The sequence below is a fragment of the Luteibacter aegosomatissinici genome (genome assembly GCF_023078495.1).
Taxonomy (GTDB): domain Bacteria; phylum Pseudomonadota; class Gammaproteobacteria; order Xanthomonadales; family Rhodanobacteraceae; genus Luteibacter; species Luteibacter aegosomatissinici.
Genome location: NZ_CP095742.1, coordinates 3087696 through 3111967, shown reverse-complemented (window position 1 = coordinate 3111967; position 24272 = coordinate 3087696). Strand labels below are relative to the sequence as shown.

General features: G+C 64.9%; 12 protein-coding genes. 11 read left to right on the top strand and 1 reads right to left on the bottom strand.

Translation table 11 applies throughout. The features are described 5' to 3' along the window. Positions 1-3 precede the first annotated feature (3 nt). The 10 genes from L2Y97_RS13870 (at position 4) to L2Y97_RS13825 (ending at position 21872) form a co-directional block, all read left to right on the top strand. Complete coding sequence (locus L2Y97_RS13870; RefSeq protein WP_247427567.1) at positions 4-684, top strand: energy transducer TonB family protein; 681 nt, start codon at positions 4-6, stop codon at positions 682-684. 44 nt (positions 685-728) lie between these two features. Next, positions 729-2435 carry a putative porin gene (locus tag L2Y97_RS13865; protein WP_247427565.1) on the top strand — a complete coding sequence of 569 codons (1707 nt, stop codon included), beginning with the start codon at positions 729-731 and terminating at the stop codon, positions 2433-2435. A gap of 9 nt (positions 2436-2444) precedes the next feature. Beyond that, positions 2445-3071, top strand: coding sequence for a hypothetical protein (locus L2Y97_RS13860; protein WP_247427563.1), 627 nt, complete (start codon positions 2445-2447; stop codon positions 3069-3071). 86 nt (positions 3072-3157) lie between these two features. Further along, a complete protein-coding gene (locus L2Y97_RS13855; protein ID WP_247427561.1) occupies positions 3158-3568 on the top strand; it encodes a hypothetical protein in 411 nt (136 codons plus the stop codon). Positions 3569-3588: 20 nt separating this feature from the next. Next, the gene (locus L2Y97_RS13850) at positions 3589-16416 is read left to right on the top strand and encodes a filamentous haemagglutinin family protein (protein WP_247427558.1); all 12828 of its coding nucleotides are present in this window, start codon (positions 3589-3591) and stop codon (positions 16414-16416) included. A gap of 241 nt (positions 16417-16657) precedes the next feature. Further along, on the top strand, positions 16658-17902 hold the full coding sequence (locus L2Y97_RS13845) for a substrate-binding domain-containing protein (RefSeq protein WP_247427555.1): 1245 nt from the start codon (positions 16658-16660) through the stop codon (positions 17900-17902). A gap of 123 nt (positions 17903-18025) precedes the next feature. Beyond that, positions 18026-18463: a prepilin-type N-terminal cleavage/methylation domain-containing protein gene (locus L2Y97_RS13840; protein WP_247427552.1), complete on the top strand. Its 438-nt coding sequence runs from the start codon at positions 18026-18028 to the stop codon at positions 18461-18463. Then, positions 18460-19116 (top strand): prepilin-type N-terminal cleavage/methylation domain-containing protein, encoded by a 657-nt coding sequence (locus L2Y97_RS13835; protein ID WP_247427549.1) that lies wholly within the window; start codon positions 18460-18462, stop codon positions 19114-19116. The genes L2Y97_RS13840 and L2Y97_RS13835 overlap by 4 nt, the downstream gene beginning before the upstream one ends. Before the next feature lie 50 nt (positions 19117-19166). After that, on the top strand, positions 19167-20042 hold the full coding sequence (locus tag L2Y97_RS13830; protein WP_247427546.1) for a type II secretion system minor pseudopilin: 876 nt from the start codon (positions 19167-19169) through the stop codon (positions 20040-20042). A gap of 153 nt (positions 20043-20195) precedes the next feature. Continuing rightward, positions 20196-21872 (top strand): putative bifunctional diguanylate cyclase/phosphodiesterase, encoded by a 1677-nt coding sequence (locus L2Y97_RS13825; protein WP_247427543.1) that lies wholly within the window; start codon positions 20196-20198, stop codon positions 21870-21872. On the opposite strand, the gene L2Y97_RS13820 is transcribed toward L2Y97_RS13825, so the two are convergent. Beyond that, complete coding sequence (locus L2Y97_RS13820; RefSeq protein ID WP_247427540.1) at positions 21857-22483, bottom strand: hypothetical protein; 627 nt, start codon at positions 22481-22483, stop codon at positions 21857-21859. The two genes, L2Y97_RS13825 and L2Y97_RS13820, sit on opposite strands and share 16 nt — an antisense overlap. A 220-nt stretch (positions 22484-22703) precedes the next feature. Between L2Y97_RS13820 and L2Y97_RS13815 the strand changes: the two genes are divergently transcribed. Next, positions 22704-24257, top strand: coding sequence for a protein adenylyltransferase SelO (locus L2Y97_RS13815; RefSeq protein WP_247427538.1), 1554 nt, complete (start codon positions 22704-22706; stop codon positions 24255-24257). Positions 24258-24272 lie beyond the last annotated feature (15 nt).

Sequence of the window (24272 nt, the reverse complement as noted above, 5' to 3'; positions counted from 1 at the left end):
GGCGTGGACGTTTTTGAACCACGCCGCCCACCACGCCGCTGGCTCGGCCCCGCCGTTGGCGCGGTGGTGTTCCTCGGCCTCGTCGCGCTGATCTGGCATTTCGCGGCCAGCACGGTCGGCGTGCGCCGCGAGGCGCCGCGCGTCGCGACGATTACACCGTTGCCGTCGCCCCCGCCGCCGCCGAAGGAAAAGCCGCCGGAGCCGACCAAAACCGAAGAGAAGATCAAGCCGGTGGAGGAGAAGCCGCTCGATCAGCCGCAAAAGCCGGTGGATGCGCCCAAGCCCAGTAACGATGTGGCCAAGGCCGTGACGATGAATACCGATGCCCAGGCCGGCAGCGATAGCTTCAACATCGGCGCGGGCACGGGTGGCGGCATGGTCGGCTCCGGTGGCGGCAACGGCACCGGTACCGGCAGCTACGACCAGTACCTCGGCTATGCGATCCAGCAGGCCATCCAGCGCAACGACAAGGTCAACCGCCTGTCGTTCGATGTGCACGCCGATGTGTGGCTGGATGCCGATGGCCGCCTGGTCCGCGCCGAGCTCTCGCAATCCAGCGGCAACCCGCAAACCGATGAAGCACTGATCGAAGCGCTGCGCGCGATGCCCCGTATCGATGTCGCGCCGCCTTCGTCACTGCATTTCCCCCTCCGCGTGTCCATTCGCGGGAAACGCCCCGCATGAACCTCGCTACCTCATCCAAGCCCCTTGTTTCCCGGAGATCCCGCATGACCATCGGAAAGGCACGCCAGCGACCCACGCGCGCCCTGCTGGCCGCCGCCATCGGTTTGGCCATTTGCGCCGGAGGCGCGCACGCCCAGTCCGCACCGTCGGACAACGCCACGATCAACCTGGTCCGCTTGCTGGTGAAGCGCGGCGTGCTGACCCAGGCCGATGCCGATGGCCTGATCGCCCAGGCCAACGCCGATGCGGCCGCGGCGCAGAAGGCGGCCGGCACCGCCAATGCCGCACCGGCCACGCCGGGGCAGGTGCGGGTGACCTACGTGCCAGAAGTCGTGCGCAACCAGATCAAGGATGAGCTGCGCCAGGAAGTGGTGGCGCAGGCGAAGAGCGAACATTGGGCCGAGCCCGGCAAGCTGCCCGAGTGGCTGGACAGGATCGAGTGGACGGGCGATATGCGCGTGCGCGACGAGTTCCACTACTACGACAAGGGCAATGCCGCGCAGGTGGTCGATTTCGCCGCGCTCAACCGCAACGGCCCGTACGACCTCAACGGCGTGGTGCCGCCGCCGCAGCTCAATACGCTGGAAAACCGCACCAACTCGCTGCGTATCCGCGCACGGCTAGGCGTCAACGTGAACCTGGGTGATGGCGTGACCGCCGGCATCCGCCTGGGCACCGGCAACGACAACAACCCTGTATCCACCACGCAGAACCTCGGTGGTGGCCTGGGCAAGAAGAACGTGTGGCTCGACCAGGCCTGGCTGGCATGGAGTCCGGCCGAATGGGTGAAGGTCACCGGCGGCCGTATGCCGAACCCCTTCCTCAGCACCAACCTCGTTTATGCCGACGACCTGAACTTCGATGGTATCGCCAGCCACTTCGATGTCGCAGCAAGTGACGAGGTGAAGACCTTCGCCACGGTAGGCATGTTCCCGATTGAATACCAGTCCGACGACTTCCCGTCGCAGGCGGGCACCAAGAACGCCAGCCGCGACAAGTGGATGACGGGTGCCCAGGTCGGTGCTTCGTGGAAGTTTGCCGATGACGCGGAGTGGAAGTTCGCCCTGGCGTATTACCGCTTCGATCACATGCAAGGCCAGCTTTCCGATCCGTGCCCGATTTACCTGGGCGTGACCTATTGCAGCACGGATGCCACGCGCCCGACCTTCATGCAGAAGGGCAACTCGCTGTTCCTTCTGCGCGACATCATCCCCGACCCGAACTCGCCCAGCAGCTACGCGCAGCCGCAGTTCGTCGGCCTGGTGTACGACTACCACGTGGCTAATGCCACCACTCGCCTGGACATGAACGTGGCGGATACGCCGCTGCGCCTGGAAGGCGATTACATCCGCAACATGGCCTACCACCGCAGGGATGCGTTCCGCGACGACGTCGGCATCAACCGCCTGGTTAACAACTTCGGTGCGGGCGATGTTTCTGAGTCCACCTACAAGAGCGGCCCGGTGGGCTGGATGTTCCGCGCCACCCTGGGTAATCCGGACCCGCATGCGGCTGGCGACTGGAACGTGAGCCTTGCCTACAAGTACCTGCAGCCCGACGCCACGCTGGATGGCCTGAACGATCCGGATTTCCACCTCGGTGGCACCAACGCCAAGGGTTTCATCCTGGGCGGCAGCTACAGCATCTCGAAGTACTCATGGTTGAGCCTGCGCTACTTCAACGCGAAGGAAGTGTTTGGCCCGCCGCTCTCGATCGACGTGTTCCAGCTTGAAATGAATGCCCGGTTCTAAGGAGGCGATATGAAACGCTCGCTGATGGCCATCGCTCTGCTCGCAGCCGCGCCTGCCGTGTTTGCGCAGCAGGCCAGCCTGGAAAGCCGGATCCGTGACCAGCTGCGCGAGACGCGCACGCAGCTGCAGGATCTGCAGGCGCAACAAGCCAGTTGGGCGGCCGAGAAGGCCCAGCTGGAAAAGGAGCGCGACGCCGCAAAGGCCGACGCGGAAGCGGCGCGCGCCGAGTCGAAGAAAGGCAGCACGGTTTCCCCCGACAATAGCCGCGCGCTCGCGGCCGAGAAGCAGCGCCGTGAGGCGGCCGAGACGGCCGCGCAGAAGGGCAGGGCCGATGCGGATTCGGCGGCGGTGGCGTTGCGCACGGCCGAAACGGAGCGAGCGCGACTGACCAAGGCACTGGATGCCGCCAATGGCCAGGTGGATGCCTGCACGGCCCGCAATGTCCAGATGTACCGCGTGGGCCAGGAGGTCATTGCGGCCTACGAGAATCTTGATGTAGGTGACGTGCTGGCCTCGCGCCAACCCTTCGCCGCGAAATCGCGGGTGAAGCTGGAGGCGGCGGCACAGTCGTTTGGCGACCGGTTGTACGACCAGCGCTTTGATCCACGCGCCGGCCAGGCCAGCGCCAACCCATGATCAAGGATAAGTCAGCCCCGCGGAGGGTCGCCATGGACGACAGAGGATACCGCCATGGACAGGGAAGTCCCCTCACAGAGGCGCGCATGAGCAGCCTGCATGCCCTCGCGGAAATGCTGCGCCAGTTGTACACGGCGCGGCAGGCCAAAGCGGCCGACATCCTGCTCGAGCGCGTGCCGCGTTCGGCGCTCGAACAGCTACTGGGTGAATCTTCGGCGTTCCTTGGCGCGCGTGTGCGTTACGCCGTGGAAGACAGCCTGCGCCACCGTAAACCGTCGGCCGATGATAGCGAGCACGCCACGCTGCGCGCGCTCGCCGCCGTGCTTAACGCCTGGCTGCACGATGGCCGCCGGCTAGCTATACGCGCCGTATTGCGCGAACTCAGCGTGGGGGAGCTCACGGAGCTCGCCCACCTGCCCGACATCCACGATGAAGTGGCGTCGATGACCAGCGATTTCACGGGCGGAATCGCTCCGTCAACCGACGCCCAGCCATAACGCGCTCCACGAGGCCTGCCATGATCGTTCGCCACCAGCCTGCCAACACCACGCGCCGCCCGGCACCCACGCCACGGCCGACCTTGCGCCGCCGCGCCATGTGCCAGCTCATTCTGGCGGCGCTCTTTGGCGGTGGCGCCGCGCACGCGGCTACACCACCGGCGTTTAGCCAGGCCTGGTTTGCCGCGAAACAACAACAGGCGGCGACGGCGCCCTCACAGCAGGGAGGCAGTGCCGGGAATGTGGTCAGCTACACGCCAGGGAGCGCGTTGCTGCAACAGCGTGTGCAGCAGTCGATAACCAACCTCAACAACGCGGCGGCAGCGCTCGCCGCGCAGATGCAGCAGCAGAAGGATGCGCAGGCTGCAGCGGCGCAACTGGTTTCCACGGTACCCAACGGCCTGGGCGACGGTGCACTGAAACCCGCGGCCGGCATCGCGGCCGACCCCACGTTGTGGCAGAACGCGCTCGCACCGAAGGACACGGTGGCTGGCGGCAAGCACACGGTAGAGGTCAGGCAGACCGCGAAAAAGGCCATCCTCACCTGGGATAGCTTCAACGTGGGCCGCGATACGACGTTGTACTTCAACCAGAGCGCGGGCAACCAGTCCGGCGGTGGTAACGACTGGATCGCGCTGAACCGCGTCAACGATCCTTCCGCGAAGCCGAGCCAGATCCTCGGCGCGATGAAGGCCGAGGGTACGGTCTACGTGCTCAACCGCAATGGCGTGATCTTCGGCCAGGGCGCGCAGGTGAACACGCGCTCGTTGCTCGCCAGCTCGATGAACCTGTTCTCGAATGACCTGAAGACGAGTAACAGTGTGTTCCTCAGTTCGGGTATTTCGGACCCGGCCCGCGTCAATGGCGCGGTTTTCATCACCGATACGACCGCGCCCACGGTTGGCGACGTCGTGGTGGAGAAGGGGGCTTCTGTAACGAGCGGCGCTGACGGCTTCGTGCTCATCGCTGCACCGAACGTGGTGAATCGCGGTGCGATCGTGGCCGATGATGGCCAGGTGTTCCTGGCGTCTGATCGGAAGATTTCGTCCAACTCCAGCGACGGTAGCCTGAGCCTGGTCCCTGCTTCAGATAGCCAGCCAGACGACACCAGCCACGGCATTGATAATACCGGCCTGATCCAGGCCCGGCGCGGGTCGATCACACTGTTCGGGCCGCACGTTGCGCAGGACGGCGTCGTTGTGGCGTCGACCAGCATCAGCCGCCCGGGTAACGTGACGATTCGCGGCAGCAGTGCAGGGCGCTACGGTCCGGTCGAATTCGGCGCCGGCTCGGTCACCGCTGTGCTTCCAGAGAAGGACGGGGCTACGACAACGTCATCCGCCGCTGCGGATAAAGTGTTCGTGCCTGGCAGCGTCACCGTCGTGGGGTCCTCCATCACCATGGATGGTGGCTCGCTCATCGAGGTTCCGGGTGGGAAGGTTTCGTTGACGGCCATCGGCCTTGGCGGGGCCAACCCGCCGGCCAATGAGGGGCGTGTCTACCTGGACTCAGGTTCCACGATCGATGTGTCCGGCCTGGCCAATATCGAATTGCCGATGTCGGCGTTGCTGGTCAGCATTCCACGTATTGGCCAGAACGAACTCGCCGATTCGCCGTTGCTGCGCAATAGCTTTCTCTACACGCAGAAGAATGTGCAGCTCGACAGTACGGTATCGGGGACGCGCGCCGACGGGCTGGACTGGATCGGTAGCCCGATCCTCAACGCAGCGGGTTACGTGGAAAACATGCCGCGCGACATTTCGCAGATGCTCACCCAAGGCGGCTCCATCACACTGGACGGCAGGGATGTGATCGCGCGCTCCGGTTCGCGAATGGCGCTGGATGGTGGCTACCTGGCGTATCAGTCGGGATGGATCACTACGCCCAATCTGCTCGGTGCAGACGGCCTCATCCATGACATCGCGTCGGCAGATCCTGATGTGAACTACGTCGGCTTTGCCGGGCAGTTCACGAGTTCACACGCTCGCTGGGGCGTGAGTCAGACATACAACTCGCCGCTGCTGGGCGGAAGCCGTCGCTACGAAGAAGGTTTCGTCAAGGGTGCTGATGCGGGCACCATGACCATCCGTGCGAGCGAGGGCTTGGCCCTGGATGGGGATATCTCGGCACAGGCCACGCCGGGCACGCGCCAGACCGGCGATGGTACGCAGCCGGATGGCGGTGCCTTCATCTTCGACACGACGCCTGCATCCATCGGTGGTGGGTTGAATCCAGGGCTGCGGATTCGGCAATCGTCGCGGACCCTTGATTCACTGCTCCCGGAGTTCGGTCGCGATACGCTCTGGAGCGATCTGGATGTCGCCGCGGGACAGGATGCCGGCTGGATGGTGGTCAGTGCCGATACGCTAGGCAAGGCAGGCTTCAGCTCACTGGACCTCACCGCGACCTCGGTCATCGACGAGGCGGCGGGCACGCATCTTGTCGTGCAGCCCGGTGGCAGTGTCTCCCTGCGGGCGGCGCGGGTGGACATCCATGGCACTATCGAGGCGCCCTCAGGAGCCATCGCGGTGACCGTGAGCGGCATCGCAGCAACGCCGGGGCAGCCGAGCGAGTCCGCACCGCAGGATTCGAACATTACGCTATATGACGGGGCGCTCCTTGATGTACGGGGCATGTGGGTTAACGATACGGGCGCCGATGCAGAGCATAAGGTGGGCGCCCGTTGGATCAACGCCGGCCAGGTCAACCTGACCACCCGCCAGTTGCAAATCGACGGCGTGGATCGGACGGGCGCGATCGTGCTCGCACCAGGAAGCGTGATCGACGTGTCGGGGGGTGGTTATGTGGACACCCGCGGCGACGTGATGCTTGATCACGGCATGCCCGCCGGGCGCGGCGGTGATGTGTCGTTGCTGACCTACGATGATCACGATATCGACCAGTTGTTCGGCAGAAGCGTGGCCGCTCCCGCGCGCCTGGATAGCGGGTACATCGACATGGGCGGCACCATCCGTAGTCGGGGCTTCTCCGGAGGCGGCACGCTCGCCCTCAGAACTAGTGAGATCCTGATAGGGGGTGACGCGAGCGAACTGACCGTGCCCAGTGGCCTGTGGCTCTCGCCTGCGTTCTTTAGTGAGCAGGGTTTCACCCGGTATAACCTCGATTCGCTGACTGACGTTACTGTCGCGGATGGCACGCGCGTGCTCGTACGCCCCGAGAACATGCTGGCGGACCTGAATGGTCTCCGCGCGTTGGGTAGCGGTGCGGACCTGTCGGCCTCGACGGATGTCGTGGGCGTGGGCGTGCTGGACGATTGGCAACGCTGGGCCACGCGTGGCACGACTGCAGACGACGCGCCGGGTCTTTCAATCCAGGCCGGTGAGTACCTGAACTGGAATACATTGTTCGCGTCGCCGGGCCAGAAGCCAACGCCGGTGGCCTTTGACGGCGTGACCGGCTCGGTTCGGATCGGTGACGGCGCTTCCGTCGATGTCGATGCTGGTGGTGTGGTGTCGCTGTCCGCTCTAAGGAATATTGAAGCCGAAGGAAGCATTAGCGCTCGCGGCGGCAGCATCGACATGTCGACCGTGCAGCCGGATGCGCTGCAGGGCGCGACCGCGCGCATCTGGATAGGTAAGGATGCCGTGCTCGACGCGAGTGGTGTATCGCTTATCGACACGCGTGCGGCACCGGTGAGTTCGGCGGGCGGGCGCATCGTACCCCGCACGGGTGATGTGCTTTCCGGCGGCTCGATCAGCCTCACCGGTGCGGACAGCACCTTCATCGTGGCTGATGACGGCGCACGCCTGGATGTCTCCGGCGCTGCGGATACCTTCGAACTACCGGAAGCGTCGCGTCGCCTCAATGGCATCACCCAGGATGTGGCGCCCACGGCCGTATGGAGCGACGCGGGAAGCATCGTGTTCGGCGCATCGGCCGGCCTGTACGTTGGCGCCACGTTACTCGGCGAGGCTGGTTCCGCCAGCGCCGAAGGCGGTACGTTGCAGATCGTTGCCATGCATACGGACGATCCCTTCGCCGCCATCAAGACGAAGGGCATCCTCGTTCGCCAGGCGTATCTGGACAAACCCGATTTCGCCAAGGCGTTCGATGGCACCGACGGCACGGCCGACGGCACGCTCGCCTTCGCCGCCGATGTGCTGAACGGATCAGGCATTTCGACCCTGCAGCTTGGCATGACCGCCGGTCCGAATGTGGGCCAGCAGGCGGTAGCACCGCTTGCGTTCGCTGGCGACGTGAATCTTCAGCTCGATCGCCAGGTGATCATCAACGCGTCGGGCATCACGGCGCTGCGGGCGGATGCCACGAGTACCGACATTCCTTCGGGGTATGTCCAGGGCGCGGGACACGTCAGCATCAGTGCGCCTTATGTGCACATCACGGGCGCCTCCGCCAATCCTGTTGCGGTGGCAGGTGATGGCATCCTCGATGTCAACGCCTCCGCCATCGACATGGGAGGCATGATTAACCTGCAGGCGTGGCGCCAGGCCAGCTTCAATGCCGCGGATGACTTGCGCTTCACCCTGCCGGCGGTCCTTGCCGCGCCGGGCCAATCGTCCACGGTGGCACCTGGCATGTTGTTCTCCACGGGCGATCTTGCCTTCACTGCCGGCCAGGTGTACCCATCCAGCGCCTATAAGTTCGCGATCAATGCGAATGCGTCGGGTCTTCCGGATGCGGACGGGCAGGCGCGCGAGACCACGATCACGTTCCGTCCCTCGGGCGAGACCGCCGCCACACCGCTTTCCGCAGGTGGGGCACTGTTGGTGAGTGCCAATCACATCGAACAGCAAGGCGTGATCCGCGTCCCATCCGGTACCCTCGTGCTGGGCACCGCGGATCCCGCCACCGACGCGATGACCTTTGGACTTGCCACGGGCCTCCCGGTGCTGGCGAACACCCAGTCGGTACACCTTGCGCCCGGCAGCGTTACTTCCGTCTCGCTCGATGGGTTGACGGTGCCGTATGGCAACACCATCGATGGCGTGGACTGGCGTTACGCCGTGAACAGCGTGTCGGCAGCGCCCGCGGTGACGGCACCGCCCGCCAAGCAGATCCAGATTCATGGCAACGCGGTAGCGCTCGATAGCGGTGCGACGATTGACCTTGATGGCGGCGGCCACCTGCAGGGGGCGGAGTTTGTGCCGGGTACCGGGGGCACCCGCGACTTGCTGACCACTGCGCCCAACGGCGCTACCGTTTACGCGATCATCCCGGGCTTCAACGGGAAGGTGGGCGCGACCGATCTGGCGATGGACGCCAACGGCGTAGCGCAGCCAGGCGTGGGCCGGCAGGTTTACCTTTCCGGCGTCCCGGGGCTTGCTGCCGGCTACTACACCCTGTTGCCGGCGCAGTATGCAAACGTACCTGGCGCGATGCGCATCTACCAGGACACGGGTTCGCGCGATATCGCACTGGGCCGTTCCAGCGCCTTTGCTGATGGTGGTTATGCCGTCAGCGGCTACTACGCTGACGCGTTCACCGGCGCCCACGACGCGCGTACGACGACGTTCGTGGTGCAGTCCGCCCCGGTGTGGCAGCAGTACTCGCAATACCGCCTGACCGACGCGGATACGTTCTTCACTTCGGTGGCGGCGAAAAACGGTGGCGTGGCGCCCCCGCTCGCTGCCGACGCCGGCCGCCTGCAGATCGGTGCGGGACAGCGCCTCGACCTCGGTGCCGCGCTGGACGCGACGCCGGCCACGGGCGGGAGGACCTCGCAGGTGGATATCGCCGGCGAGGCGATCGAGATCCTGGGCAGCCAGGGAACCGCACGCGATGGCTACCTCGGCATTTCCGCCGATGGGCTCACCACGCTGGGCGCCGGTAGCTTGCTGATCGGTGGTACACGACGCAGCGATACGGATGGCGACCATGTCGATGTCTCCGCGAACAGCCTGCTGCTGTCGAATGATGCCACGCATCCGCTAGCCGGCCAGGAAATCGTCCTGGTCGCCAACGGGGCGGGTGATGGCATTACCCTGGAAAGCGGCAGCCTGCTCGCGGCGCGCGGCGACGGCAATCCGGTGGCAAGCCAGCCCCTGGTGTTCGGCCGCGACGCCGGCACGGATGTGAGCGGTAAGCCGATCACCGCGATCGACGGCAATGGCGCGCTCCTGCGTGTGTCGCAACATGGGGCCGCGGCTATCGTTCGCCATGGGCTTGCGGACACCACCGCGGCTGGCCAGCTCGCCATCGGCGCCGGTGCAAGCGTGCTGGGTGACCATTCGCTGACGCTGGATGCGACGGGCCGCGTAAGCGTGGATGACCAGGCGCTGCTGACGGGCGACAACATTGATGCCACGGCCAATCGCATCGCCTTTATCGGCGTGGGCGCGGCGGCCCCTGACAATAGCTTGTCCATCGGTGCGGCCACGCTGGCGCAGTGGCGGAGCGCGGATAGCGTGATCCTGCGCAGCCGCGGCGATATCGACTTCATCGGTGCGCAGGATATCGCGGTTGACCATAGCCTGTTGCTCAGCGCAGGCGCGTTGGTCGGTGACGGTAACGATATCGGCATCCACGCGGGCACGTTCACGTTCGCCAATCTCCTGGGTGCGGCGGCGGGTAACGCGCTTGCAGGCGGCGGTACCTTGCGAGTCGACACCGCCGAGCTGGACTTTGGCCAGGGCACGGCGACGCTTCGTGGGTTTGGCGCATTCGATGCCACGGCATCCTCGGGCATCGCCACGGCCGGACAGGGCGGGGTGGACTTTGGCGGTGCCTCCGTGGACCTCACGGCGCCGGCCTTCGTTGTCGATGGCGGCACGGCAACCACGCTGACGACGACGGGCGCCATGCGGTTGCACGGTGCGGACGGCACGGCGCTGACGCGCGATGGCCTCGGCGGCTCGCTTACCCTGCGTGCGTCTACCATCGACGACAGCATGGATCTCACCGCCGCCGCAGGGAGCCTGACCCTCGATGCGACCCAGGGCGGTGTCCACGTTGCGCAAGGCGCCACGCTCGACGTCGCCGGGGTGACGAAGCAGTTCTTCGACACAGCCGCCTATGCGCCGGGTGGCACCTTGACCCTCAACGCGACCGGTGACATCGCCGTCGACCAGGGCGCGGCCATTCGCTACGGCGGAGCGGGCCAGGCGGGCGACGCCGGGGCATTCAACGCCGGCGCTGGCGGAAACCTCGCACTGGGTGGATCGTTCGATGGCCATGCCGCGGCGGGATACCGTGGTGGATACCTCACGCTCGGTGCGGGTGGCGCGCTCGACCTCGATGCGCTCGCGGCGCTGGCGTCCACCAGTGGTGCTACCGGCCTCGTCGACATCACCAGCGGGCAGGGCGATCTGGCGCTCTCGGCCGGCCATACGCTCGCCGCGCAGAAGGTTTACCTGTACGCCAACGGTGGAAAGGCACGTATCGACGGCATCGTGGATGCCAGTTCGCCGGCAGGCAGCCACATCGAGGTGTGGGGCCGCCAGGGCGTGGATATCAACGGCACGCTCGATGCGCACGTGACGACGCCGGAGCAGCGCGGCGGCGATGTGCTGCTGGGTACGACGGGTACGTCCGACGGCACGGTTGACGGTACGTATGGTTACGAAGTCGTACAGCGTGCCGACGCGGGTTACATCCACATAGGCGCCGATGCGGTGATCGATGTGTCGGGTGGCGCGAACACCGCCTTTGCCGGCGGCAAGGTGAGCATGCGTGCGCCGCTGCTGTCTGATGGGGATGTGCCGATTACGGTCGATAACCCCGCCGCCATCAAGGGTGCGCGCGATGTCACGATCGAGCCGTACGCGGTGTGGAGCACGAAGGATGACTTCACGGATCCGTCGAAGCACTTTGATGGCGTGATTGACCCTGCCGGCTGGTTCAAGGCCGACGGTACGACGATGGTGTCCGGCACCTGGACCGACGACAAGGGTGCAGCGCTGCCGCCGCCTGCCGACCTCGCCCAGCAGGCCGACTACCTCACCCGCTACTACTTCACGCCGGATGCCATCAGCACGGATCACGCGGGCTTCTTCGGCTATGCCGGAGGCGACGCGGCCAATGGGCCGGGCACCTTGATGGGGTTTGTCCAGCAGCCGGGCTTTACCTTCGGCGATCGCTTCGCCGGAATAGGCAACCTCAACCTCCGTCCAGGCATCGAGCTACGGAACCCCGCCGATGGCACCAACGGCGGCGATATTCGGGTCGTGACCAACTGGAACCTCGGTGCAGGTGTCACCGGCAGCGATGGCAAGATCCACCTGGCATACCGTTATGACGGTGAAGCGCCGATCCTCACCGTGCGGGCGGCCGGCGATGTGGATCTGAATGCGAGCATCACCGACGGCTTTTACCAGTCGAATGATGGCGCAACGCTCAACGATCCGCCGCCGGATGATGGTGGTACGCCGGACGACCCCGCCTACGATGCTGCGGTGACGGCCTATCAGGCGGCACAGGCTTACCTTGATAACAACGGTCACCTATGGGACGGCTCGATCAACTTGGCAGACGGTGATGCGGCCAACGGAATGACGCCCGGCGGCGGCACGGCGGACATCACCAAGGACCGGTATTACCAACCGCTCACGGCCCCTGCAAAGAATCAGCTTGACGACTACTACGTCAATTACCAGAGGTACGTTGGCGAGTATGGTGACGACGTCAATGTAGCCTTCTCCTGGCTCTTCTGGGCGACGAATACGACCTCGGGCTTCCTGGTCTATAACCCCACCACTCAGACCGCACCGCAACCCTCGGCCTACAGCACGTATGTCGACTACGCCAGTGGCTACGAGAACTGGCTGGAAACGCATTTTGGGTTTGGTCAACCGATCAACGAGACTCCCTCGCCGCTGATGCTGCCCATCGATCAGGATTACACCGCCTGGTCGGGTAACTACGAGACGTACATCTCCGGGCACCAGACGTACATGTTCTACGTGTTCTCCAGCGTCTCGAACGGGATTGCGCCGCAGTTGTACTACGCGCCGTTCGCGCCGAAGGAACATCCCAAGGATCCGCCGAACCCGGCGTACACGGCTGCGTTGTCATCGTACCAAGCGGCCCAGGCGTACCTGGACGGCAACGGCAACCTCTGGAATGGCACCATCAACCTCGCCGACGGGGACGCGGCGAATGGCATGACGCCGGGGGGTGGTACAAAGGACATCAGTAAAGACAAGTATTATCAGCCGCTGACGGCACCCAAGGCCGGACAGTCTGATGCTTATTATACGAACTACCAGAAATACGTTGGCGAGTACGGAGATGATGTCAATGTGGCATTTGCCTGGCTGTTCTGGGCAGCGAATTCGACATCCGGCTTCCTGACCTACAACCCCACTGCGCAGATCGCTCCGCAGCCGTCGGCGTACAGTACGTATTCCGACTATGCCGTCGACTACGAGAACTGGCTGGAAACGCATTTCGGGTTTGGTCAGCCGATCAACGAGACCCCTTCGCCCCTGATGCTTCCCATCGATCAGGACTACACCGCCTGGTCGGATAACTACGGTACGTACATCGCCGGGCACCAGACGTACATGTTCTACGTGTTCTCCAACGTCTCGAACGGGATCGCACCGCAGCTGTTCTACGCACCGTTCGCACCTCGCGACGACGCGCTGGTGACGACCCGGCCTTCGATTCCCTACGGAAAGCCGAGGGCTGACAATTCGCCGTCGAACATGCCCACCTACGGCAATGCGACGTCACTCGCATCGGCCACGCTCATGAATGGGCCGAGCACGTCATACCGGTTCACTGCCGGTGCCGACGTGAGCGGCACCGACCCGCTCGCGACCTTGGCATCGTCCAGCGCGGACGTGCAGCTGGATGGTCACTTCGAAGTAAAGGACACGGTGACCGATCCCACGATCGTCGGTCCGCGCAACAACTTCCAGGGCAAGACCCTGGTCATGCCGACGACCATTCGTACCGGCACGGGCGATATCGACATGACAGCTGCCGGCGACATCCGATGGCTGGATGCGGACTCCCCGGCCACGGTTTACACCGCGGGTGCACCTGCGGATGGCACGACGGCGGCCACCGATATCACCGTGGTCCGGCCGTCGGTCGTGGCCCCGGGATTTACGGATACGCAGCCTGACATGCTGGTGAATGGCCTGGTCAACCCCGATCATGCGGGTGATGTTCACCTGCACGCCGGTGGCGACATCCTTGGCCTCCAGAACGTCGTGGATGCCGATGGTAGCCAGACGAAGGGTGCGGCGGGCACCTCGGTCGCCCAGTATTGGTGGCAGTGGATGCAGATGGGTAACTCGGTGGATGGATCACGCTCATCCATTGATTTCGCGAATTTCCATCAGGGCGTGATGAGCCTGGGTGGCAACGTCGATGTAGCCGCCGGCGGCGATATCAGTGAGCTCTCGGTCTCGCTTCCGACGACCTGGTACAAGAATCCCGATGGCCAGTCCATCACCACCGTGGGTGGTGGAGACCTTAGCGTGCATGCCGGCGGTGACATCCTTAGCGGGACCTACTTCGTGGCTAAGGGCACGGGCGACATACGCGCCGATGGCGCTATCGCTGCCTCGCCGTCGCTGATCGGGGTTAATCCGGCGGCCGCCGTGCCGGGCGTGGAGGATATGACGTCAGTCTCGACGATATTTGCGCTGCAGGATGCACAGCTCACGGTGCGCAGCCGCAGTGGGGCGGATATCGGCGGCGTTTACGACCCGTCCTACTTCCGCTCACCTCAGCTATTCCCGTTGTTGCCTGCAGGGCAATCGGATAGCCAGGGTTACTCGACATCGTCGTCGTTCGACGTTTCGTCGTCCGCTGGGAATGTTGTATTCGGCAGCCTTGGAGGGGTTGTGACGACCTTCGGTGCAAGTATCAAGGCAGGCCCGATCCTTCCGGCGACGGTGGCACTCAGTGCGCTCGGTGGCGATATCGATATTCGCACCGGCGGTGAACTGTTCCCATCCTCGACAGGAAACCTGACTTTGCTGGCGGACAAGAGTGTTGCCCTGGCCTGGGACTCGAGCGACGCAAAGAGTAACTACCTTGGGCTCATTGATTCGTCCCCGGATGACATGCCCTCACCGTTGAACCCCATTTCTTCGGTGGGTGACAGCTGGCTCGGGTTCGATGCGCAGGGCAGTCAGAGGAATTCGGCATTCCACCTGCCGACGGCATTGCATGTCGACGATACGAATCCTGTGCGTGTCTACGCGCTCGGTGGTGATATCGTGAATGGCGACGTCGGGCCGGGCGGCTTCTGGTATGACATGCTGACGTTGATGCCGTCGAAACAGGCGTATGTCCGGGCAGGCCGCGATGTGATTAACCTCTCGCTGATCGGTCAGCACACCCGGCGCGACGACATCACCTGGGTGTCGGCGGGACGCGACATTTACGACACGCCTTATCCCACGACGTTCCAGAGGCAACCGACCAACCCGTTCGCGACCTTGCAGGTGCCACCCGCCATTGTCGTCGGTGGGCCGGGTACGGTGGTCGTGGATGCCGGACGCGATGTTGGTCCGTTTGTCAGTCAGGCGGATCTGTCCAAGATTGCGCAGCCTGGCGTCAAATTTGTGACCGGGGTCCAGACGGTCGGCAATCTGTATAACCCCTACCTGCCGCACGAGAGCGCCGATGTCCTCGTAAACTTCGGTATCAGCCCCGGCATCGACGCGTCAGGGTTCGTCAACCGCTACCTCGAGGGCGGCGATGGCCTGCAGAGCCTGGTACCCGATCTCATCAGCTTCATGCAGCGTCGCGTCGCCGGCGCATCCACGGCGACGGGGCTCGCGAGTGACGATAATCTTGCTCCCATGACGGCCGACGAAGCCAGGGCGCTGTTCGCCAAGCAGCCGGAAGTGATCCAGCGCATGTTCGCCGAACAGTCGCTGTTCAAGTTGCTTGCCACCGTCGGAACCGACTACAACGACTCGTCCAGCGTGTATGCCGGTAAGTATGCGCGTGGTTACGAGGCGCTCGACACGCTGTTCCCGAGCGCATGGGGATATACGGCGAACGGATCGGGGCAGGGTGGCCTCAATGGCGCAGCCCAGACCATCACGACAGGCAACCTGGATATCCGCAGCTCGACCATCCAGACCCAGCAGGGCGGTGACGTCACGTTGCTTGGGCCGGGCGGGCAGGCGCTCATCGGCAGTACGGCCGCACCCGCGCAATACGTTACCAGCGATGGAACGGTTGCCGCGGGCCCAAACACGATGGGTCTCCTCACTCTCGAGAAAGGCAATATCAACGTTTTCACCGATCGCAGCCTGCTGCTGGCCCAGAGCCGCGTCTTCACGGAGCAAGGCGGTGACGTCACGATCTGGAGCTCGAACGGCGACATCAACGCCGGCCAGGGCGCCAAGACCAACAGCGAAGTACCTCCGCCGACCTTCCTTTGCGATAACGATGCCTGGTGTCGCCTCGATGCACGCGGCCAGGTAGCGGGCGCGGGTATCGCCACGCTGCAATCCGTGGAAGGCGCGCCAGAGGGCAATGCGTATCTCATCGCACCCCGCGGTACGGTGGATGCAGGCGACGCAGGTATTCGCGTCTCGGGCAACCTGGTGATCGCCGCCGCACGCGTCGCGAACGCCGACAACATCCAGGTGAAGGGCGATGCGATCGGTATCCCGGTGACCGCGGCCGTGAACGTGGGTGCGCTCAATGCCGCGAGCGCTGCCGCTACCGCGGCGTCGCAGGCTGCGGAAGACGTTGCGCGCAAACAGCAGGGCGATGCGCGCGACAAGATGCCGTCGGAGATCTCGGTGCATGTGCTGCGTGATGGGGATAACACGTCGAGTGTCGCCCCGGTATCGGGCTACGACAACGCGTCACCCGTGCAGGTACTTGGCAGGAAGGGGCAGGAAGGGCAGCTGACTGATGCCGAGAAGAAGGCGATGCGCGGTATCTGACAGAGCATGGAGCGCGCGGCGGCAGGTATGCCGCTGCGCGCGCGTTCGATGACACATCGTGTGACAGCACGCCAACCACGTTTCCGCATTTGCCGAAGTAATGAAGCCATCATAATCACCGACACCGCAGCAACATGTTCGGGTAACCCTGGAGTGCGATGGTAATCGGGCCCCCAAATGGGGGGCTTCTATGCGAAGGGGATACACCATGCGTTGCGATTTTTCGATGGGAAACACCCGCATGAAGTTCGTCGCGGGCGCTGTGCTGCTTAGCCTCGCCTCGATCGCTTCCGCCCAGAGCGTTCCGCTCACCGGTGGTGGCGCCACGCTCCCGGCGATCGGTTACACCGGTAGCAATGCCACCGGTAAGCTGGTTCCGGCGGCTGGCTCGCTGCTGTATGTCTACGCCAACAACACCGGTGGCGTCGCCAGCACCTACTGCACGACCGGTAGCGGCGCCGGTAAGAAGATCCTCGCCGGAAACGATCCGTCCAACTTCGGCGTCAACAACGCGTGCGGCTCTACTGCCCCGGCCGGCTTTGGCGGCACGAGCCTGCCCCAGGCTGACTTCGCGGGTTCGGATGCGCCGATGTCGGTCAGCGAGTTCAACAACTACGTCACGGGCCACGGTGCGGGTTCGGAGCCGGTGCAGCTGCCGTCGATCTCCGGCGCCATCGCTGTGGTGTTCAAGAAGTCGGGCGTGACCTCGCTCAACCTGACCGAGACGCAGATCTGCGGCATCTTCTCCGGCACGATCACCGACTGGAGCTCGATCTCGAGCGCTTCCGGTCCGATCCGCATCGTTTACCGCGGTGATGGCAGCGGCACGTCGTTCTCGTTCCTCAACCACCTCTCGGCCGTGTGCCCGGCCAACGGCGGCGCTTCGCAGTTCAAGACCAACCAGACGTTCACCGCTGGTGTTCCGTCCTACCTGGGTTCGTACAGCTCCTCCGTTGCCGCTACCGGTAACGCCGGCGTCATCACCGAAGTGAACTCGGCCACCGTCGATGGCTCGATCGGCTATGCCGAAGTTGCCAACGGTGTCACGGGGAGCGCCCGCTTCGCTTCCGTGTTCAACTCGCATGCCGCCGCTGGTTCGGCCGCGATCAACCCGAACACGGGCTTTGGTTCCACGGCTCTGAGCGTCGCGCTGTCGTATGATCAGGCGATCGCCGACACGGTGGACGCCAACGGCCGTCCGACCTTGACCCCGCTCACGACCTCGCACCAGTGCGTTGCCGTGGTGAATCCGTCCACCTACGCTGACCCGAACAGCGGCTACCCGATCCTCGCGGTGACCTACCTGCTCGGCAACCGCAACGGCAACGGCTCGAATGCCGCCGCCGTCCGCGGCATCCTGGGCATGCCGTACAACACCACGCTGCGTCCGCAGGTCACCAAGATCGGCAAGATCCTGACCGGTTACTCGTGGCTGGCCAACGCCGACCTGACCCAGTCCAAGGTCGACGGCTGCGTCATCAACTGATCCTGCTCCACCGTCCAGGAAGGATGAACGAAGGGACAGGCGCAAGCCTGTCCCTTTGCGTTGTCGCCATTCCCGACCGCACGGCGACGCGCGGTTGAAACACACGGGTGAGAGCCTCGCACCATGGCTTATCCGCGCTACCCCTGCCGGCCGTTGCAACAGGGCTTCAGCCTGCTGGAGACCATCGCTGCGATCCTCCTGCTTGCGCTTGCGTTTGGCGCCGTCATGCACGTGGCCGGCGCAGCGACCCAGTTGACAGGCCACGCGCGCGAGCTCAGCCGCGTCGGCATGTGGGCCGATTCATCGCTGGATGCAGCGGGGCGTGAGGTGCCGTTGCAGATAGGGACGCATGAAGGCTGGTACGACAAACGGCATCGCTGGCGCATGACCGTCGCGGCGCAGACACCGTTTCCCGGGCAGGCGAAAGACCTGCACATGTATCACGTCGGTCTCGATGTCATGTGGAAGGAGGGTGCGGCGGAGCGTACGGCGCATTTTGCGACGGTGCGCCTGCAGGACGAGCCGTCGCCACCTTCATCCAGCTCGGTGGCCATGCCATGAACTACGCGCGGGGCTTCAGTCTGCTCGAAACGCTGGCTGCGCTCGCGCTGCTCGGTCTCGTCCTGCTTGGTGTCTATTCCGGCGTGCGTTCGACCACGGTCAGCGTGGGACGCGGTGCGACGAGCGTTGCAAGGCTGGATGAAATGCGTGGGGCGCGCGAGTTCCTTCGCCGCTCCCTTTCTTCGGCAACGGCTTTGCCCTGGCGCTGGAACGAGGCAGGGGTACCCGTCGTGTTCGAAGGCGATGCGCGGCATCTTCGCTACGTATCGGTGTTACCTGGCTACCTCGGCAAGCTGGGGCCACAGGTGATCGACGTTGCGCTGGGCAAACCCGAGGTCGCTGGCCAGCCGGGGCAAGAACTGCAGGTATCCCTGGCGCCCTTGCCGACCAGCCACGCGAAAACTGTCGAGGGAACCCAGGAGGTGCTCGTCCAGCGGGTGCGTGGGTTGTCCGTGCGCTATGCGGCACGCGGAAGCGCACAGTGGCAAGACCAGTGGAACGACGCGGCGAACCTGCCCGGCGCGATCGAGATCCGCGCGGTACCGGAAGAGGGCGAGGACGGATGGCCTCCGCTGGTGATTGCACCACGACAGGATCGCGATGCGGTGAACGTGCGTGGTGCCGCCTCGCACTTGCCGGATGTCGCGCGATGAATCGGCGGCAGGGAGGTGTCGCCTTGTTGGTGGTGCTTTGGGCGTGCACCTTGCTGGCCATCCTCGTCGGCGGCTTCGCCAGCATCGCGCGCACCGAAGCGTTGCAGACGCGCTTCAGCCTGGGGCAGCAACGCGCCCGTTACGCGGCCGAAGCGGGGATGATGCAGGCGATCGCGCTGACGGAGGCACGGCGTGGTGCGGCAGACGCCATCTCAGCGGTGCCTTCCGCGGACGCGGGACTGCCCGGTGATGGGCGCGCCGTCGCCTTTGCTTTCGAGCACATCAAGGTCGCGGTCGCCATGATGGACGAAACCGGCAAGGTCGACCTCAACACGGCGAGTACCGAGACACTGAGGCGCCTGTTCCTTGGCGTGGGTTGCACGGCGACGCGAACCGACACGATCGTCACCGCCATCAACGCCTGGCGCGGCCCAGTCGTGGTCTCGGGCGACGATGCGGCCGTGCTGTCGGGGCGGCTGGCCATGGGCGCAGCCGACCCCGCGCATTACGCCCCGTTTTTCGCGGTGGAGCAGCTGCAGGGCGTGGAGGGCATGGATCCGGCGCTGTATGAATTGATCGAGCCGCTCGTCACCGTCTGGTCGGGGCGGCCGGTCCCCGAGCCTGACTTCGCCCCGGCAGGGGCACTCGCGAGCCTGCCGGGGGTCGATCCGGCGACCGCGCGCGAGGTGGTGGCGATACGCGACGCGGCGCCCCAGGGCACGATCCTTCCGAACCTCCCCGGGGGGCTTACCCTGGGTGGTGCGCTGCCGGGTAACACCGTGACCTTCCGCGTCGATGCCGACGATGGTGCGGGCAATCGCAGCCAGATCGAAGCCACCGTGCAATTTCCACCCCACGGTGTGAAACGCGATCCCCGCGTCCCCCTCTACACGATCCTACGCTGGCGCGACGGCCCCCCTGGATAACGTCGCGGCGCCGCGTAGAAGCAGGCGTGGCACGAAGCTCTTGCCGACTTCGTGCATTCCCCGCTCCCCGACGCGCAGATAAACGACAGTGCATACACCCGCATCACGACGCGGGTCGCAGATTGACGGGCAGTGAAGCTGTAGGGGGTGCACGTGATCCAGGACCTTGCCGGCTGGTCAAAAGTCCTCGAGTTGATGCCCACCGCGATGTTCGTTCGCGATGCCGGGCACCGCTGGGTGTTCGTCAACCGGATCGGTTGCGAGTATTTCGGGATCACGCCCGATGATGTGTTGGGCAAGAGGGACACGGAACTCTTCCCGCCGGAGCAGGCCGAACGTTTCGCCAAGGGCGACGATGTGGTGCTGCGCGGCCACGAGGTGGTCGAGACCGAGGAATCCGTCTACGACCTGGTCGGCCGCTCGCGCACGCTGCTCACCCGCAAGACGTGCATCGAACTGGACGGCGAGCCCCACGTGCTCGCCTCGGTCACCGACATCACCGAATTACGTGAATCCGAAGCCCACGTGCGCTGGCTCGCCTGCCACGATGCGCTGACCGGGCTTTCAAATCGCACCGCCTTGTTCAGCCGCCTGGATGCCGCCGTGGCGCGCGCCGCGGAGGGTTCCGCCCAGGCTGCGCTGTTCTACCTCGACCTGGACGGTTTCAAGAAGGTGAACGACACCTTTGGCCACCTCGTGGGCGACGAGCTGCTGGTGCAGTTTGGCCAGCGCTTGCGTCATGCGGTGGGCCCCAACGATGTCGTCGCCCGCATCGGTGGCGATGAGTTCGCCGTGCTTGTGGAGAACAGCGGGGATCTCGACCTGGATGGCGTGGCCGAAAAGATGTTGACCCTGGCCTCCATTCCGTTCGACGTGCTTTCGGCCCGGGCCTTTGTCGGGACCTCCATCGGCGTCGTGCCGTTGGGGCGTGACGCGGTGGCGTCCGGCGAGATGGCACGCAAGGCCGATAGCGCCCTCTACGAGGCGAAGAAGCGCCGCAACCGCTACGTGATCTACACCGATGCCCTGGATGCCTCGCTGGCCCACCGCCGGGAGGTGGAGGTCGCCCTGGAGGATGCGTTGCTAAGCGGCGAAGGCCTTAGTTGCCACTACCAGCCGATGGTGCGTGCGAGCGATGGCAAGGTCATTGGACTGGAAGCGCTTGCGCGCTGGCGTCATCCGAAGCTGGGCGTCGTGACCCCGGTGCAGTTTGTCGCGGTGGCCGAAGAAACCGGCTTGATCGGGCGCCTTGGGGAATGGGTGCTGCGCACGGCGTGTTCGCGCATGACCGCCGTGGACGATCTTTTTATCGCAGTGAACGTAAGCGCCGTGCAACTGCGTGACGATCGTTTCGCCGATACGGTGATGAAGGTGCTTGCGGAAACCCGCCTGCCACCGCGGCGGCTGGAACTGGAAATCACCGAGACCGCGATCGTCAACGCGGATGGCGCCGCCGTGCGCCTGCTGAAGAAGCTGCGCAAGGCGGGCGTGCGCATTTCCCTCGATGACTTTGGCACGGGCTATTCCAGCCTCACGCTGTTAAAGGATCTGGACGTCGATAAAGTGAAGATCGATCGTTCCTTCGTGCAGATGGCTCCGCTGGCGGAGGACTCCGCGGCGATCGTACGCGCCGTCTCCAACCTGGGCTCTGCCCTCGGTCTGTGCGTGGTGGCGGAAGGCGTGGAAACGGAGGCCCAGCGGCAGTTCCTGCGCGATGCCGGCTGTGACGAACTACAGGGCTACCTGTTCTCGGCTGCCGTGCCGGAGGACCGGATCGAGCGGGTCAGCGGGCTGCTGCCGACCCTGGCCATGGCTCACTCAGCCGGGTAAGCGCTGACGGGCATGGGCCAGGTCCGGCGCAGGTCGGGCATGCCTGGCATGGTGGTCGGCTGCGGCAACGGCAAGGGCATTTGCGCACCCGCCAGGCCCCCCGTGGCATCCCCCACGATGGCGATAACGCAGCTGCCACTTTCCTGCGACGTGCCGAAGGACAACCGGCCCCAGGGCATCTGCATCATCGTGTAGCGGTTGGGCAGCATGGAGGGTGCCGAGGGCAGGGCGGTCTCCGAGCTGTTCACGTGGAAGTGCTCGGCGATGTCCTGGCGAGTGAAGCAGGGCCGCTGTTCCAGTTGGATGGAGGTGAAACGGGCCATGGGTACGTCCCCCCCTTCGTTGAAGCCGCGAACCTCCAGGGCGGAAACCCGGAACCCGTCGCGGGTGATGAAGGGGGCGCTGCGGACGATCTGGGGCGGGGCATCGGGCGTGGCGTGCAGGCCGCCCGGCACCTTGGCCGAAAGCTGGTTCACCGCGTTAGGCAGCGTTCCCATCGTGCCTTCAATCAGCTCCACCAGCGTCTTGTCGCTACGCGGCGGCACGGCCGCAGCGGCCGGCGATGCAGCCAGCACGGCGAACAGGGCAGCGGTGGCGATAAGCGAACGCATCGTGGCTGTCGGTACAGGTTCGGGGGCGCTAGTGTGCACGTTTTCGCGATGGTGTGGTGAGCCGGCGACCTTCAATGATGGACCACCCCTTTATAGGAGCGCGCTTGCGCGCGATCCACGTTGCCGCAGTGCCCATCGCGCGCAAGCGCGCTCCTACAGGGGGTTGTCGCAACCGCCCCTAGGCCGGATATAGGTAGCTAACGCCCAACTGCCCGCTCCGATGACAGATCTCGCCTTCGACAACGCCTTTACCCGTGAGTTGCCCGCCGACCCCGATACCCATCTCGCCCCGCGCCAGGTAACCGGTGCCGCCTTTTCATGGGTCGAGCCCACGCCCGTGGCGGCCCCGCGGGTCGTGGCGGTTTCCGATGAGGTGGCGGCCATGCTCGGCATCGATCCGGCGCGGCCGGACTTCGCGCAGGTTTTTGCCGGCAACGCCTCGCTACCGGGCATGACCGGCTACGCGATGACCTACGGCGGGCATCAGTTCGGCCACTGGGCCGGGCAGTTGGGCGATGGCCGGGCGATCGGCCTGGGCGAGGTACTGACGGCCCACGATGGGCGCCAGGAGATCCAGCTGAAGGGGGCGGGGCGCACCCCGTACTCGCGTGGGGCGGATGGACGGGCCGTGCTGCGCTCGTCCATTCGCGAGTTCCTGTGCAGTGAGGCCATGTTCCACCTGGGCGTGCCCACCACCCGTGCACTGGCCGTGGTGGCGACGGGCGACGCCGTGGTCCGTGACGTGATGTACGACGGTAACCCGGCCCCGGAGCCGGGTGCGATCGTTACCCGGGTCGCCCCGAGTTTCCTTCGTTTCGGGAATTACGAGCTGCCCGCGTCGCGTGGCGATACGGCGCTCCTTCGGCAACTGGTCGACTTTACCCTCCGCACGCATTTCCCCGCGATCGGGGCGCTGCCAGAGGGCGAGCGTTACGCCGCGTTCTTTCGCGAGGTGTGCGCGCGTACCGCGCGGCTCATGGCGGAATGGCTCCGCGTGGGCTTCGTGCACGGGGTGATGAACACCGACAACATGTCCATCCTCGGGCTTACCATCGATTACGGTCCCTATGGCTGGGTCGACGACTTCGACCTGGATTGGACGCCCAATACGACCGACCGCACGCACCGCCGGTACCGCTTCGGCCACCAGCCGCCCGTCGCCTACTGGAACCTGCAGGCGCTGGCCCAGGCGCTGTCGCCGTTGTTCGATGGTGCAGGGGCCCTGCAAGCCGGGCTCGACCACTATGTGGAGGTGTTCGAGGCGACGGATGCAGCTTACTCGGCGGCGAAGCTGGGCCTCCTGCATGCGCGTGAGGGCGATGGCGACCTGGTGGCTGACCTGCGCGGTGTACTCACCGCCGGCGGCATGGACATGACGACCTTCTACCGCGACCTGGCGATGCTAGATGTGGCGGCACCGCACGCGGGCGTCGTGGGTGCTTCCTTTTACAGTGAAGCGCAGCGCGTGGCGGTGGATGAGGCGCTTTCCGCGTGGTTGGCGCGCTATGCCGCACGCGTCCGCGAGGACGAGGCGACCGAGGCGGAGCGCCTGGCGCTTATGCATGCCAGTAATCCGCGCTACGTGCTGCGTAACTATCTCGCCCAACTGGCGATCGACAAGGCGGAGCAGGGTGATAACAGCGGCGTCCTCGAATTGCTCGAAACGCTGCGCGATCCCTACGACGAACAGCCTGGCCGCGACCATCTGGCCGGTCGCCGGCCGGAGTGGGCGCGCGATCGGGTCGGTTGTTCGATGCTTTCCTGCAGCAGCTAAAGCAAAGTAGGAGCC

Excerpts from the sequence above, each read along its gene's own strand:
- L2Y97_RS13850 (WP_247427558.1), top strand. The coding sequence starts at position 3,589 with ATGATCGTTCGCCACCAGCCTGCCAACACCACGCGCCGCCCGGCACCC.
- L2Y97_RS13835 (WP_247427549.1), top strand. The coding sequence starts at position 18,460 with ATGAACTACGCGCGGGGCTTCAGTCTGCTCGAAACGCTGGCTGCGCTC.
- L2Y97_RS13855 (WP_247427561.1), top strand. The coding sequence starts at position 3,158 with ATGAGCAGCCTGCATGCCCTCGCGGAAATGCTGCGCCAGTTGTACACG.
- L2Y97_RS13840 (WP_247427552.1), top strand. The coding sequence starts at position 18,026 with ATGGCTTATCCGCGCTACCCCTGCCGGCCGTTGCAACAGGGCTTCAGC.
- L2Y97_RS13845 (WP_247427555.1), top strand. The coding sequence starts at position 16,658 with ATGAAGTTCGTCGCGGGCGCTGTGCTGCTTAGCCTCGCCTCGATCGCT.
- L2Y97_RS13815 (WP_247427538.1), top strand. The coding sequence starts at position 22,704 with ATGACAGATCTCGCCTTCGACAACGCCTTTACCCGTGAGTTGCCCGCC.
- L2Y97_RS13820 (WP_247427540.1), bottom strand. The coding sequence starts at position 22,483 with ATGCGTTCGCTTATCGCCACCGCTGCCCTGTTCGCCGTGCTGGCTGCA.
- L2Y97_RS13860 (WP_247427563.1), top strand. The coding sequence starts at position 2,445 with ATGAAACGCTCGCTGATGGCCATCGCTCTGCTCGCAGCCGCGCCTGCC.
- L2Y97_RS13865 (WP_247427565.1), top strand. The coding sequence starts at position 729 with ATGACCATCGGAAAGGCACGCCAGCGACCCACGCGCGCCCTGCTGGCC.